This is a genomic window from Novipirellula caenicola (assembly GCF_039545035.1).
GTDB lineage: Bacteria > Planctomycetota > Planctomycetia > Pirellulales > Pirellulaceae > Novipirellula > Novipirellula caenicola.
The window spans coordinates 884,417-900,367 of sequence record NZ_BAABRO010000001.1 but is presented as its reverse complement, the minus strand read 5'-3'; the positions used below and the strand labels follow the sequence as shown (position 1 = coordinate 900,367).

The 15,951-nt window shown below is 55.0% G+C and carries 5 protein-coding genes; 4 read left to right on the top strand and 1 reads right to left on the bottom strand.

All coding sequences use genetic code 11. The annotated features are described in order from the left end of the window. Positions 1 to 1,354 precede the first annotated feature (1,354 nt). Entirely contained in the window at positions 1,355 to 1,912 is a 558-nt protein-coding gene (locus tag ABEA92_RS02980) for a DUF1579 domain-containing protein (protein WP_345682304.1), read from the bottom strand. 169 nt (positions 1,913 to 2,081) lie between these two features. On the opposite strand from ABEA92_RS02980, the gene ABEA92_RS02975 reads away from it, so the two are divergent. From ABEA92_RS02975 to ABEA92_RS02960, 4 genes are all read left to right on the top strand, one after another. Continuing rightward, a complete protein-coding gene (locus ABEA92_RS02975) occupies positions 2,082 to 2,549 on the top strand; it encodes an SRPBCC family protein (RefSeq protein WP_345682303.1) in 468 nt (155 codons plus the stop codon). Continuing rightward, positions 2,527 to 2,880: an ArsR/SmtB family transcription factor gene (locus ABEA92_RS02970; protein WP_345682302.1), complete on the top strand. Its 354-nt coding sequence runs from the start codon at positions 2,527 to 2,529 to the stop codon at positions 2,878 to 2,880. Before ABEA92_RS02975 ends, ABEA92_RS02970 begins: the two co-directional genes overlap by 23 nt. Before the next feature lie 740 nt (positions 2,881 to 3,620). Continuing rightward, positions 3,621 to 3,791 carry a hypothetical protein gene (locus ABEA92_RS02965; protein ID WP_345682301.1) on the top strand — a complete coding sequence of 57 codons (171 nt, stop codon included), beginning with the start codon at positions 3,621 to 3,623 and terminating at the stop codon, positions 3,789 to 3,791. A gap of 1,246 nt (positions 3,792 to 5,037) precedes the next feature. Further along, positions 5,038 to 15,945: a putative Ig domain-containing protein gene (locus tag ABEA92_RS02960; protein ID WP_345682300.1), complete on the top strand. Its 10,908-nt coding sequence runs from the start codon at positions 5,038 to 5,040 to the stop codon at positions 15,943 to 15,945. The last annotated feature ends 6 nt before the right edge of the window (positions 15,946 to 15,951 follow it).

The window sequence follows — 15,951 nt, the reverse complement described above, 5'->3', positions numbered from 1 at the left end:
GGCGCTCGGCGGATGTCGCGGAACGAAGATTTGAGAGGCCCGCAGTTTCACCTCCCTGGTGTCAGCCTCGGCAACTGGAATATGGCAAAAACATGAGTGGCAAAAAGATGGGACACCGCCGAGTGGTCCTGCAGTCTGGATATTTTCCTGCCCCACTCATTTTCCTGCCCGCCGGCTATCCGGCGTTTGATGGACGTGGCGGAAACAAAAATCGAGTGAGCAGCTGCGTCGTGTTGCCGGGGGCTGCGTTGGCTACTGGATTGGGCAGGAAAATGTAAGGGGCAGGAAAATGGGATACCGCAGGATGGTTCTGGTTTCTTAATCTTTTTGCCGTCCCTGCGGTGTGGCGCTTAGTGGATGTCGCCGAACCACGATTCGATCGAGCAGCGAAGGCATCTCACTGGTGTCAGCCTTGGCAACTGAAATACGGCAAAAACATGAGTGGCAAAAAGATGAGACTCTGCACGATGGGTTGGCATTTTTAATGTTTTCCTGCCCATCCCATCTTCCTGCCCGCCGGTCATCCGGCGATTGATAGACGTGGTGGAAACAAGGATCGAGTCAGCAGCGGCGTCGTGTTGCCGAGGACAGCGTTGGTTACTGGATTGGGCAGGAAAATGGAGGGGGCAGGAAAATGGAGTACCGCCCGATGATTCTGGTTTCTTAATCTTTTTGCCCTTAATCTTTTTGCCGTACTTGCGGTGTGGCGCTTGGTGGATGTCGCCGAACCACGATTCGATCGAGCTGCGGCCTTTTAATGTCGAGGCCAGCCGTGACTGTTGAACAAGGCAAAAACATGTAGGGCAAAAAGATGGGACACCGCAGGGTGGTCCTGCAATCTGGATATTTTCCTGCCCGCTGGCTATCCGGCGTTTGATGGACGTGGCGGAAACAAAAATCGAGTGAGCAGCTGCGTCGTGTCACCGAGGACCGCGTTGGCTACTTAATTGGGCAGGAAAATGGAGGGGGCATGAAAATGGGATACCGCCGCATGCTCCTGCTTTCTGAATGTTTTTGCCCTCCATCTTTTTGCCGTACTTGCGGTGTGGCGCTTGGTGGATGTCGCCGAACCACAATTCGATCGAGCTGCGGCTTTTTAATGTCGAGGCCAGCCGTGACTGTTGAACAAGGCAAAAAGATGAACGGCAAAAAGATGGGACTCTGCACATCGAGGGGCATGTTCGGCGGACTACGAATGAATTCCGCGAAATCGGTTCAGGAGACGAGCGTATCGCGAAAACTCAAAGGGCGAAAACGATCGTTCACCGAGGCGTTCATGCGAAGCGCCATCGATCGGATCTTCAACAATGGCTACATGTTTTTGTGGCCGCTTGACTGGCGACTTATCACGTTGCTAGTTCCGCCGCGTTGCCGTTCCCGTCATGAACGTGATCCACCGGCCATCTTCGCCTTGCATTTGAGACTTCATCGCAAACTCGTCATCCGATTTGAACTCGTAGGTATCACGAAACGTTGCCGTCTCTCCTTCCTTGAAGAAGTTCGGACCCTCAGCTTCGAGCGTCAGTTTTGTTTTATCTTTGTCGAGTGATCCTTCATATTTCCACATGAACGAACTCGAGGAATCGATCCAGGTGCCGACGAACTTGTCTTTGCCGACGTCAAATCCGATCGTTTGGATGCCGGTCATCGTGTGTCCTGCGATCTCGCTCTTCATCTCAAGAAGCAGCCAAAAGCCGCCGACCATCCGCGACGAGAGTGAACCGATGCATTGAACCTCAGGCTGATCAGGCCCCATTTTGCACTCTGCGTCCGTCGACCACTCGCCTGACAACCTTTCCAGCCATTGATGCTCTGCGGTTGGCTTGGGCATCGGTTCCGCTTGCTGTGCCAACAGATTTCCGGCCATGACGAGCAGTCCAGCCACGAGCGAGCGAACCATTAACAATTTCATCGTGAACTCCAGTGTGAGTGGGCAGGGTGGATAACGTTTGTCATTGATCGAACGGCGGGAAGCGATTTCGACATCTCAATCATTTTTCACTTTTCAACTTGACGATCCGGCGGGAAATTCTAACATGCAACCATGCGGTTGCACAACAGTTTTTTTGCGAGAGGCTTCGATGACGGAAAGCATGTCGGATCGAATTGAAAAACAGATTGATTTGCCAGCACCGATCGAGAAGGTGTGGCATGCGCTTACGGATCATGTCGCGTTTAGTCAATGGTTCGGTGTCAATCTAGAGCGACCGTTTGTGGTCGGTGAAAAGTCGTTTGGGCAAATCACCTATCCCGGCTACGAACACGTTCGAATGGAAGTCGAGGTGATCGCAATCCATCCGATGGATCGATTTGCCTTCCTCTGGCATCCCTACGCGATCGAGCCCGATGTCGACTACTCGCGCGAGCCCCCGACGACCGTCGAGTTCACGCTCGAACCGACCGAATCCGGAACCCTTCTGAAGGTGGTTGAGTCCGGATTTGATCGAATTCCAGAGGCGAGACGTAGCGAAGCGTATCGGATGAATGAAGGCGGTTGGACCGAACAGATGAAGAACATTGAACGCTATGTCAGCAACCACACGGACTAAAGTCGCAAAACACATCGCGGCTCAAGCAGACTTATTTTCGGCGTTGGGCGATCCGACACGTCTGTCGTTGTTGTTCCAGCTCGGTGAGGGCTGCGCCTGCTCGATCACCCAGCTCGCCGAAGGCCGTCCGCAAACGCGACAAGCGATTCGCAAGCATCTGCAGATTCTCGAAGGTGTCGAGCTCGTGACCGCTGTTCGTCGCGGCCGCGAACAACTGTTCCGCGTCGAACCCAAAGCGATCCAGTCTGCCGCACAGACACTCGACGCGATCGGCCGCCAATGGGAAGACGCCCTCGATCGACTGAAGGTTTTTGTCGAGAAATCGCCTTAGCCAGTGGCACGCCGGTGAAAAGTTTGGGGGCTCTGTGCGTGTCTTTCTGTAGAGCGTCTATTTGGCGAGTCGGAGTGCTGTTTCAGTGCTCATGCGGTGGTCGATCCGGGCTTAGCGAACCACGACCAAGCCACTCGCAGCGGAATTCAAGCAGTGGACGAAACATAACGACTGACATCCGTGAGGAACTAGACGCGTGCAGGTACGGTTCCCCATCTTCCTGCCCGCCAGTCATCAGGCGTTTGATGGACGTGGCGGAAACAAGAATCGAGTGAGCCGCGGCGTTGTTTTACCGAGCGTAACGTCGGTTACTGAATAGGGCAGGAAAATGTGAGGGGCAGGAAAATGGGACACCGCAGATGGACTTTCAGTCTGCAGCTTTTTGCCCCCCATCTTTTTGCCTGCCTGCGGTACGGCGCTTGGCGGATGTCGCGGAACAACGATGCGAGTGATCCGCAGCGTCACCTCGCAGGTGTCAGCCTTGGCTCGTGAATACGGCAAAAACATGAGTGGCAAAAAGATGAGACTCTGCACGATGAGTTGGCACTTTTAATATTTTCCTGCCCAGCCCATCTTCCTGCCCGCCGGCTATCCGGCGTTTGATAGACGTGGTGGAAACAAGGATCGAGTGAGCCGCGGCGTTGTTTTACCGAGCGTAATGTCGGTTACTGAATTGGGCAGGAAAATGTAAGGGGCAGGAAAATAAGATATCGTACATTGGTCCTGTTTACTAAATCTTTTTGCCTTCCATCTTTTTGCCTACCTGCTGTACGGCGCTTGGTGGATGTCGCGGAATTGTGAGTCGAGTGATCCGCAGCGTCACCTCGCAGGTGTCAGCCTTGGCTCGTGAATACGGCAAAAACATGAGTGGCAAAAAGATGAGACTCTACACGATGGGGTGGCACTTTTAATATTTTCCTGCCCATCCCATCTTCCTGCCCGCCGGCTATCCGGCGTTTGATAGACGTGGTGGAAACAAGAATCGAGCGAGCCGCAGCGTTGTTTTACCGAGCGTAACGTCGGTTACTGAATAGGGCAGGAAAATGTAAGGGGCAGGAAAATGGGACACCGCAGATGGACTTTCAGTCTGCATCTTTTTGCCCCCCATCTTTTTGCCTGCCTGCGGTACGGCGCTTGGCGGATGTCGCGGAACAACGATGCGAGTGATCCGCAGCGTCAGCTCACTGGTGTCAGCCTTGGCAACTGAAATACGGCAAAAACATAAGTGGCAAAAAGGTGGGACTCCGCACGGTGGGGTGGCATTTTTAATATTTTCCTGCCCAGCCCATCTTCCTGCCCGCCGTCTATCCGGCGTTGGATGGACGTGGCGGAAACAAGAATCGAGTGAGCCGCGGCGTTGTTTTACCGAGCGTAATGTCGGTTACTGAATAGGGCAGGAAAATGTGAGGGGCAGGAAAATGGGACACCGCAGATGGACTTTCAGTCTGCAGCTTTTTGCCCCCCCATCTTTTTGCCTGCCTGCGGTACGGCGCATCGTGGATGTCGCGGAACAACGATGCGAGTGATCCGCAGCGTCACCTCGCAGGTGTCAGCCTTGGCTCGTGAATAAGGCAAAAACATGAGTGGCAAAAAGATGAGACTCTGCACGATGGGGTAGCATTTTTAATATTTTCCTGCCCATCCCATCTTCCTGCCCGCCGGCTATCCGGCGTTTGATAGACGTGGTGGAAACAAGGATCGAGTGAGCCGCGGCGTTGTTTTACCGAGCGTAACGTCGGTTACTGAATTGGGCAGGAAAATGTGAGGGGCAGGAAAATGGGACACCGCAGATGGACTTTCAGTCTGCAACTTTTTGCCCCCCATCTTTTTGCCTACCGGTAGTGCGTCGCTTAGTATACGCGACAAAATCAAGTAGACAGTCGGCAATGATTTTCCATTACCGAAGGCCAAGTTGCTTATTGTTGTGGGCGGTGACGCCCGAAAAAAGGTAGATTTTCGCGAGGCGGCGCAGGGCAAATCTTGGGCATGTGACCGGTTGGAAGAGTCGCCAAACGGAAATGGCGTGCCCCAGGCTACAGAGATGGTACGATGAGGGGCGTCTCTGTCGGGGTGGTTGGCGTTCTGCATGTGTGGGGTTCCGGGTGCTCGGGCATATTCGAGGTCCGCAAGAGGCTTGCCAGCCGCAGGAGCCGACGCATGTTAATGAAGCGATTGCTTGTACGGGGCACGGAATCGAGGAATCAAACGCGTTTCAAACGACGCAAAATCATCGAGCAGCTTGAACCTCGTCTGCTGCTGGCAAACAGTCCGCCGGCCATTTTCAGCCCCATCGCGGACTTGAGGACCGAGGCCGGAATCCCGTTTGAGTATGATCTGCAGCCGACCGGGTACGTGGTGTTTGGATATGGCGTTGGCGGAAATGGTTTCGCTGCGACCGATAACTACTTCGCCAGCAATGTGAATTTCCTGGGCTCATGGCAAGATGTCACGTTCACCGGCAACACGGTTTTTACCGAGAGCCCATGGTATGCGGCCCAGATCAGCGAGTCGGGAGCGGCCCTTGACGAGTACACGTGGGACAACAACACGTACGTCACTGACGCCGAGTCCCCCTTCATCATCGAAGGCGGATTTGAGTCGTTTGAGCAATGGAAATCGCAAACTGGATTCGACGCCTCCAGCACGCTTGCCAACACGATCAGCGGTACGCTGGTGACCGTCCATCCGAATGAATACGAATCGGGACGGGGGCACGCGGTCGTTTACAATTGGGACCGGCTTGACCATGTCAATTTGGATCTATCCACAGTGGTGGATGTGGGAGCGAATTACGAGATCTACAACGTGCTGGATCTTGACGGGGCGCCGGTCCTCGCTGGAGTCTATAACGGCGCATCCGTGTCACTGCCGATGACCGATGTGGCTTCGCCCATTCCGATCGGGGCGGACCCCGTTGCGCCGCTTGTCGTCGACAAGGAATTTGGCAGTTTCTTGATCGTGTCCGACGCGGCCCCGGTTCCTGCGACGGGAAACGAGTTCTTCGTTTCGCCCGAAGGGACGCCACAGGGTGACGGAAGTCTTCAGAACCCTTGGGATATAGCGACGGCAATGAGCCATCCGCAAGCCGTTTCACCTGGTGATACCATCTGGATCACCGGCGGAACGTACGTGGGGGCCTTTACCAGCCATTTATCCGGCACCGAAGCGGATCCGATTTGGGTGCGTGCGAGGCCAGGCGAAGACGTGGTCATCGATTTGAATAATGGATCGCCTCGGACCAGCGAGATCCTGACGATCGAAGGCCAATACACGCACTACCAGGGGCTCGAGATTTTTTCGAGTGACCTCTCGGCTCGAACGACTTTCAACGTTGGGTCGTGGCCCGACGACATCAATCGTGGCAACATCAACGTGTTTGGTGACCACGTCAAACTGATCAACTGGGAAATCCACGATCTCAATAAGGGACTTGGCTTTTGGTCCCGCGCCGATGGCGGCGAGGTCTATGGATCACTGATCTACAACAACGGTTGGTCCGGCCCGAGCTTCGAGCACGGACATGGGATCTATTCCCAGAACGAGGACGAAGACCGTCGATTCGCCAACAACATTCTTTTCAACCAGTACCGGCACGGCATCAAAATCTTTGGTTCGAGTTCGGCCAGTCTCAAGAACTATATTTTGGAAGGCAACATCTCCTTCAACAACGGCGCGGCGTCAAGGGAAGGGTTCGAAGGGGCGTGGCAATACTACATCGGTGGCGGGTCGCTGGCCGAAAACATCACGCTCAATCAGAACTATGCCTATGTTAGTCGACGAGCGATTCGCGATCCGGATCCGTATGACGTTGTCACGTTTTCAGGGCAACAAACCAACGGGCAACCATTACCGACGTGGCTCGATTTGAGTCGCAATGATGAAAACGAAGTTTATCTAAAAGGAACGCCCACCGCGGCGGACGTCGGCACGATCGAGATCGAGTTGACTGCGACTGACATCGCGGGGGAATCGGTCAGCGAAGTGTTCCAGTTGACGGTGGAACCAGTGAACCAAGAACCCACAGTGATCGCGGACTTGGAAGATCAACAGATCAGCCGCAACGTGGAACTTCAGATTGATGCTTCCTCCATTTTTCAGGATCCTGAGAATCGCCCCCTAACCTATACGCTTGCCCCGCAAGCAGGCGGGGTGATTCCGGATTGGATTAGCATCGACGCGAGTTCGGGGATCATCTCGGGAACTGCCGTTGAACTTGGGGCAATTGCACTGGAGGTCTTTGCGATTGACGACGGAGGCAACTTTGCCTCGGACCTATTTACGTTGACCGTCACCAACGAGACGGTCGTCGACCTGTTTCCGCTGAATCCATTTGAAGCGAAGCTTGATGGACAATGGCAAGGTTCGACTGTTGCCTCGGACGGCAAGGTCTACTTCGCCTCATCGACTCACGCACACGATGCCGCGGGGCTCTTCTTTCAATACGACCCAAGCACCGGCAATGTCCGTCAAGTTGGTCCGAATGTCAGTGCAATTTTGGGCGAAGATCCACTTACTCAAGTACCGCAGGGAAAGCTGCACAGTCCGATTGTGGAGTCCAACGGATGGCTGTACACATCGACGTTTGTCGGAAATTACTGGGATGAAGCTTTGCATGCTTATACCGGAGCCCATTTGTTCGGGTATCAGTTAGGCAGCATCGAATCAGGCACGCCGAACTTTGTCAATTTCGGCATTCCGGTCCCACGTTATTCCACTTATTCGGCCGTTGCGATCAGCCCGGATGGACAATACTTGTGGTCGATTGCGTCACCCTGGGCCGCCGCCGACGCCGCCGTCTCCGGGGCACACTTGTTCCGCACCGAGATCGCAACTGGCGTGATGCAGGACTTCGGGGCTCTGACACCTGACCTCAACTCGATTCAAGGTGCATTTGCGATGCACGTCGATGCTCGCGGCGACGCTTGGGTATCAATGATCGGCGGCGTGGACCGATTGTTCGTGGGCCGCGCGGCGACTGGCACCATTGATGTGTTCCCCGGCGCGCTTCCGGCCATGACAAGCGCGGAGGATCCCGATGAGTTGTCCGCTTACCAGGATGCCAGTTGGTGGCGATGGGGGCAATCAATTGATGATGAACGATTTTTGTTCACGATGCACGACCGCTTGGCTCCCTTCGCCTCGCGGTCCGGCGGCTCGCTATGGGAGTTTGACGCCAGCAAGAGCCTCGATGGCGACCTTAGCGATGCGTTTCGTGAGGTGGCATGGATCGGCGGCAGCCACCTGGGGATGACGTACAGCGACGGGATCGTCTACTTCGTCCGCCGCAACGATGGTTCGCACGATCCCAAGATCAATGCGGTTCAAGGCAACGGCGAATATTGGGATCCAAATTCAGATACCGGTGAACGGCTTCATCTGTACAGCGTTCACATTGATGACCCAGACGGTGTGGTCACCGACTGGGGAATGATCACCGATGCCGATGGTCGGATTCCTTGGCGAATCGAGAGCGTTTCGGCGAACACCGAGTCGGGCGAAGTCTATCTGACCGGTGACTGGGTGATGTTGGATACGGATCCAACCGAATGGCGAACATTGCGGCACGACGGCGGCACGTCAACCACCTACACGTTGCATATTCGCGGCCAAGCGTTTGCCGTGGCGCGGACCATCCCATTTTCCAATGAATACCCCGTGCTGGATAGCACGATTCCTGACGCCACGGTCGACGAAGACAGCCTGTTTAGCTTGGACGTCTCCGGCTACTTCAGTGATCCCGACGGTGATGCATTAACCTATTCGATCAGCCGCGAAGGTGGAGGAGCGTTGCCAAGTTGGATCTCGATCAACTCTAACTCCGGCGTGATCAGCGGAACTCCGGGCAACGACGATGTCGGTACGCTTGCGATCGAAGTAAGGGCGGCGGACCCTGGATTCGCAAGTGTGACGGACACGTTTGCATTGACGGTCAACAACACAAACGATTCACCCTTTGTCGCCGTTCCCATTCTTGATCAAGCGATCCCAGCGGACGATTCGCTAAACCTCGCCGTCTCGGATGCGTTTGCCGACATTGACGTCGGCGATTCGTTTTCTTACTCCGCAAGTCGGTCGGACGATCCGACGCTGGAACTTGAACCGATCGTTTCCGGATTCGATACTCCGGTGGTGGTGACCCATGCTGGTGACGAGTCAGGCCGTTTGTTCGTCGTCGAAAAGCGAGGCATGATTCACATCGTCGAAAACGGAGAGATCTTGCCGACGCCGTTTCTCGACATTCGTTCCCAGGTTACCTCCAGCGGTGATCGTGGTTTGCTGGGACTGGCTTTCCATCCGGAGTACGCCACCGTAGGAGCGTCCGGTGAAGGCAGATTCTTTGTCCATTACACCGGAGCGGCGACGTTAGGTGGCGAACATGACGGGGTGGTTTCGGAATTCACGGTGTCGACGGACGATCCGAACATCGCGGATGCCGGTTCGGAGGTGGTTCGGCTGCGATTTGATCTACCACCGGGCCACAATGGCGGTGATCTCGTCTTCGGCCCAGACGACCAGATGCTCTACATCAGCATCGGCGATGGAGCTTTTGGCGGCAGTGGCGATCCAGACAACAATGCCCAGAATCGGAATTTACTGCTTGGCAAGATCCTTCGTATTGATGTCGATGGCACCAATGGCCCGGGGGGGACCTACGGCATTCCGGCGGACAATCCGTTTGTTGGCGAAGCGAACGTGCGGGAGGAAATCTATGCTCTTGGATTTCGAAATCCGTATCGTTTTTCGATCGATGACGGACCCGCAGGAGCGGCGAGCCCCGATCGAATATTTGTCGGCGATGTCGGTGAAAAAGCCTTTGAAGAAGTCAATCTGGTTGTCAGCGGAGGTAATTACGGATGGCGTATTCGCGAAGGCACGCAGCCCTATACCCCCAACGATCCTGATCCCGGAAATCTGATCGATCCGATTGCGCAATACGTCAATCCCGACGTCGGCGTTTCGGTCATCGGCGGCCACATCTATCGTGGCAGCGATTATCCATCACTGACCGAACGCTACGTGTTTGCGGATTTCACCGGCCGCATCATGATCCTCGACGAACAAGCAGAGGGATGGTTGATTTCGGAGCCCAATGTTGTCGGCGGCAATCCGTTTTCGGAAATGATCATCAGTATCGGAGCGGATCAGAATGGTGAATTGTATGTCGCGACCCTATCATCGATTTACAAGGTCACAGCGAAGCCGGTCGAGGGGGATCAAAGTCTACCAGCATGGTTGACGTTCGATCCGACGACCGCAACGTTCACGGGCACACCAAGCGAAGTTGATGTCGGCACCACCGCTATCGAGGTCACCGCAACGGACCAAGCGGGTGTATCGGTTTCCGACACGTTCAATTTGACGGTCAACCCTAATCCGCCACAAGCCGATGTGACAGTCACGATCCGTGATTCAATCGATCCGGTTGTCGTTGGCGACAGTCTCGTCTACACCGTGTCGGTCAGCAACGACGGTCCTAAGCCGGCTCTCGACGTCGAGCTGACCAGCACGTTGCCGGCAAACGTGCAGTTCGTTTCCGCGTCCCCCGCATGCTCGCATGATGGCGGCGAAATCACCTGCGACCTTGGTGACTTGGCCAACGGACAAACAGTGGAGCTTCAGATCGAAGTGGCGACGACCGCTGCGGGTGAGCTCAACAACACGGTGACCGTCACATCGCAAACGCTCGACCCCAATTTAGCGAACAACGTCGACGTCGAAACGACCCAAGTGGACGAGATTTTGGCAGACCTAGTGCTGACGTTGGCCGCCACGGAAAACCGAGTCAACCTTGGGGACGATATCACCTATCACGCAACGGTAACTAACAACGGCCCCTACCCGGCAGAAAATGTTGTTCTGACAAACTTGCTACCTGCCGGCGTCCAGTTCGTTTCCGCGTCACCGTCCTGTTCCTACGCAACGGGTATCATCACTTGCGAAATCGGTGACTTGGATTCTGGTGCGGCGGTAGCGTTCGAGTTCGTCGTCACCGCGACCGAGTCTGGCCAGAAACTAAGTACAGCGACGGTGACCTCCGACACGCTCGACCCTGAGACGTCAAACAACGCAAGCATCGCGGCGACAACGGTGGGGGGGCCCGCCGGTACGGCCGACATCGTCTTCGTCAGTTTTTCAACCAGCGGCCGCGTCGATGACATTCCCTATGACGACGAGGATATTCTCGCGTACGACCGCACCAACGATCGATGGTCGCTGTACTTCGATGGGTCGATCGTCGGATTAGCGGGCGCCGATATTGACGCTTTTCACATTCAAGACGATGGCAGCATTCTACTTAGCTTTGATGCAAACATGCGTATCGGCAATTTGGGGCTGGTTCGCGATTCCGATATCGTCAAGTTCCTTCCCAATTCGCATGGCAGTTTGACGGCGGGCAACTTTGAATGGTTCTTGGATGGATCCGATGTAGGATTGGCACCAACCAGCGGTGACATCGATTCCATTGGCTTCACGACCGACGGACAATTGCTGGTCAGTTTGTTGGGGAACTACAATTTCCCCAATATTTCTCTCAGCGGCGATGATCTGCTGGTGCTCAATCACCCGGTCTATGGAGCCGACTCGTCCGGTGAATGGGAGGTGTATCTTGACGGATCCGATGTTGGATTTGATGGCAACAATGTCCAGGGGCTATCGGTCGACAATTTTACGAGCGAGTTGTACGTCACTGCCGCAGACCTCTTTTCAATTGACGGAGTCGAGATTAGCAGCAACGATGTCTTCACCATACTGAATTCGGTCGGTAACCAGTCGCCCTCGATGTTGAGTGAGGGCTTCGATGGATCCGCCCACCGTGTGACCGATGACCAATCATTCGATGGCCTGCAAATCGGGAAATTCACTGGCAACGAAGTCTTCGCTAGCGAAGTGATCTATATGAGCCCGGCAAGCAATTTGAATGCCGGTGGCTTTTACGTTGCTGACGAAGACATTGTCTACCACGACACTCGCACCGGTGCCTGGCAGCTACTGTTCGATGGTTCCGACGTTGGCATCAACACCGACGTCAATGCCTTTCACTTGCTCGATGACGGCAGCATGCTGATGAGTTTTAATACGACCACTGCGGTCGCAGGGGTCGGTTCGGTGCTTCCGCCGGACATTGTTCGTTTTATCCCAACGTCAACCGGCGAGCATACGGATGGTGATTTTGAATTCTATTTTGATGGGTCCGACGTCGGACTGACCACCTATTACGAAGATGTCGATGCAATCAGTTTGGATCCCGATGGCAACTTGATCGTTAGTGTGAGTGGGCCCTACAGCGTCGAAGGCGTCAGCGGTACCGATGCCGATCTGCTGAAATTCCATGCCACTTCGTTGGGCTCTGACACCGTGGGAAGTTGGCAATTGCATTTCGATGGTTCGGATTTGGCGATGACATCGTCGACCGAGGACATCACGGGCGTTTCAACACATCCGATCACAGGACAAATCTACTTCACTACGCTTGGGCGTGTCGCAACACCCACCTTCAGCGGTCTTGGCACCGACGTTCTCACTTGCAGCGACGGCACGGTGGGCGATGACACCACATGTGAGGTATCCGCCCTGTACTCGGCTGCTGCCAACGGATTTTCCCAATCGCCCGATGCGTTGCACGTCGTCATTCCATCGGACTTAAGCGGCGTCGATCTTGCAGTTGTAATCAGCGGCCCTTCCGAACCGGTTGTCGTTGGCGATCAAGTTCGTTTTGCTTTGACGCTCACCAATCACGGCCCCGCTACCGCGGAAAACGTCGTTCTCAGTAACGTATTGCCGCCGCAGGCGTCGTTCGTCAGTGCATCGCCATCGTATACGCTTGACTCGGGAGTGCTGACCTTTGATCTGGGGGACATCGGCAGCGGCGATATCGTGCCATTGGAGATCATCGTTGCGACATCCCAGCCAGCCACCCTGGTCAACACCGCTAGCGTCAGCAGCGATAGCGAAGATCGCGTTTCGGCGAACGACACCCGCTCGGCCACCGTGGTGGTCCATCCGGTGCTTGCCGATTTGGTGGTCACCCAATCCGATGCTGCCGACCCTGTCACTGCCGGTGATACGGTGACGTACCAAATCACGGTCCGCAACGACGGGCCACAGCCAGCGGTCGACGTGGTCGTGACCGAAACTTTGCCGGCGAACGTTGAACTGGTCTCGACGTCGCTGCCCTATTCCTTCTCCGGCGGAACGTTGACCTACACGCTTGGGGATCTGGACGTCGGCAGCAGTCGCGCGATTGATGTCGAAGTTTTGACTGCCGACACCGGCACGTTGACCAACTCCGTCGATGTGACCTCCGGCACCGAGGATCCCGACGCTTCTAACAATACCTCGATGGAAACGACCGAGGTGAATCCACCTCAAGCGGATCTGCTGGTCACCCTTGACGACTCTGCAGATCCTGTCCTGGTCGGCGACAGCTTCCGCTACAACTTGACGGTGACCAATCTTGGTCCTGAGCCCGCGGTCGGCGTAACCTTAAGCAGCGTTTTGCCGACCGGAACCCAATTTGTCTCGGCCACATCGGACGGTCAACACGACAGCGGGATCGTCGAGTTCGAACTTGGTGATCTTGCTGTTGGCACGAGCATCGACGTCAGCATCGACGTCATCGCAACACAAGCAGGGCAGCTGGAGAGTCATGCGAGCGTAGCGTCGGACACGCTTGATTTGATGCTTGCCAACAACGATGCCAGTGAGTCGACGCACGTTGACCCTCCGCATGCAGACCTGAGTCTTGCGATTAGCGGGGCTGCTGAAACGATCACGGTCGGCGACGAGCTGACCTATCTGTTTTCGATCACCAACCATGGTCCCGAAGTCGCCACCGGGGTCCAATTGATTAGTCCACTTGCATCGTCGGTTGACTTGGTTTCATCCTCGGACGTATTTGCGATCACCGATGGTGCAGTGAACTGGGAACTCGGCGATATCGCCAGCGGTCAAACGCGACAAGTCACCCTGACGATCGCCACGTCCGAAACAGGAACGCTGAGCAACACGGCCACCGTCACATCGGACTTGGCGGATTTGAACGAGCAGAATAACGCGGCGACGGTCACTTCGCTGGTGCTCGGCGAAGCGTCAGAAAACAACGTGACCTTTGTCAGTTTCACGGGTAGCGGGGTGATCGCGGACATCCCGTTTGCCGACGAAGACATCCTGGCGTTCGATGGAACGACGAACGAGTGGTCACTCTATTTTGACGGTTCGAAAGTAGGTCTGACTGCCTACGATATCAATGCCTTTCTTATCCAACCCGATGGCAGCATCCTGTTTAGCTTTGACACCAATTCCCAAGTTGGCGACCTCGGTCTCGTCCGCGACAGCGACATTGTCCAATTCATCCCAACGCAACACGGCGTGCTAACCGCAGGAAGTTTCGAGTGGTTCTTTGATGGATCCGATGTCGGACTCAGTCCTACCAGCGGCGATGTCGATGCGATCAGTATGACACCCGATGGACGATTACTGATCAGCTTGCTGGGCGACTTGACTCTTTCTGGTATCTCCGCTGCAAAGGAAGATTTGCTGGTGCTCAACCAAGGTGCCTTTGGCGCGAATACGATCGGCGATTGGGCGATGTACTTTGACGGATCTGATGTGGGATTAACCGATGCCAACATTAGCGGCGTTTCTGTCGACCCGACCAACAACGATCTTCATCTTTCATCGGAAAGCGGTTTTTCGTTTGGCGGGGTTGCTGTCGAAGCAATTGACATCGCCACCTGTACGGTCGAATCGTTTGGTGAGCAAACAAGTTGTCTTGTTGCCGAAGAATTTGACGGCAGCCTTCACGGCATTGCGAGTGACTTGGTGTTCGATGGTATCCAACTTGGAAGCTTTACCGGCAACGAAGTTTTTGGACAGCACGTGATCTATATGAGTGCGGTCAATGGGGTTTCGGTCGCCGATATGACGATCTCCGATGAAGATATCTTCTATCACGATACACGTACGGGCGCTTTGAAACTGCTGTTTGATGGATCGGATGTCGGCATCGGCACCGACGTGGATGCCTTTGTACTGCAAGACGATGGCAGCATTCTGATCAGCTTCAATGCGTCTACCGCGATTGATGGACTCGGAACGGTGGAACGCCCCGATATTGTGCGGTTCATTCCCAGCACGACGGGGCATGACACCGCGGGGCAGTTCGAGTGGTATTTTGACGGATCGGACGTTGGGTTGACGTCCTATTATGAAGATGTCGACGCAATCAGCCTCGGTCCCAATGGCAGTTTAATGCTAAGCACCAGCGGGAATTATTCGGTCGCGGGTGTCAGTGGGACGAGTGCGGATGTTTTGCAATTTACGCCAACCAACCTTGGTGAAAACACGTCCGGAAGTTGGCAGCTTTATTTCGACGGATCCGATGTCGAACTGACATCGACAAGTGAGAATTTGACGGGGATCTCGTTATCGAGTGACAGCGAAACGCTTTACGTAACAACGCTTGGCACGGTAGCCGCTGGCGGTGTTGGCGGTACCGGTAGCGATGTTTTGGCGTGCAGGCTTACCAGCATTGGCACCGAAACCGCATGCTCGATCGAACTGCTTTATAGCGGCGCATCCGGCGGCATCACTCAGTCGCTCGACGCGATCCATGTGGTAGAGGCGACACTGGAAGCACCCCAGGAACAAGTGAACGCCCAGACGATTGCGGTAACCACATCGGACATCGCTTCGAAACCCACTGCGAGTCTTAGTCCGTTGGACTCGTCGCAGTTTTTCGTCGACACCGTCAGTCCTGACCATGAACCCACCCCCACCGCATCGCAGATCACCACGATGTCATCACGCATTCCCCTCGCTGACACTTGGGGCCTGCCTAACACTGCGGGGACGAACGACTTGCTGCGGGTGCCACTAGAACCGCCTCTGCTTCCGCTGTCACCGCAAGGCAAGAAACTGGTTTCGATTGATCGTGTACTTGCCCTGTGGACGTCAAAAATCGACCTGCAATCAGAGAAACCCAAGACTGAATCGGCAGGCTCGCTAGGCGACGTTGACGAGTTATTCTCGGACGCAAATTCGATGAACCTGCTTTTGGCTTAACCGCAG

Coding starts and splice junctions, on each gene's coding strand:
- ABEA92_RS02980 (WP_345682304.1), bottom strand. CDS start 1,912: ATGAAATTGTTAATGGTTCGCTCGCTCGTGGCTGGACTGCTCGTCATG.
- ABEA92_RS02975 (WP_345682303.1), top strand. CDS start 2,082: ATGACGGAAAGCATGTCGGATCGAATTGAAAAACAGATTGATTTGCCA.
- ABEA92_RS02970 (WP_345682302.1), top strand. CDS start 2,527: ATGTCAGCAACCACACGGACTAAAGTCGCAAAACACATCGCGGCTCAA.
- ABEA92_RS02960 (WP_345682300.1), top strand. CDS start 5,038: ATGTTAATGAAGCGATTGCTTGTACGGGGCACGGAATCGAGGAATCAA.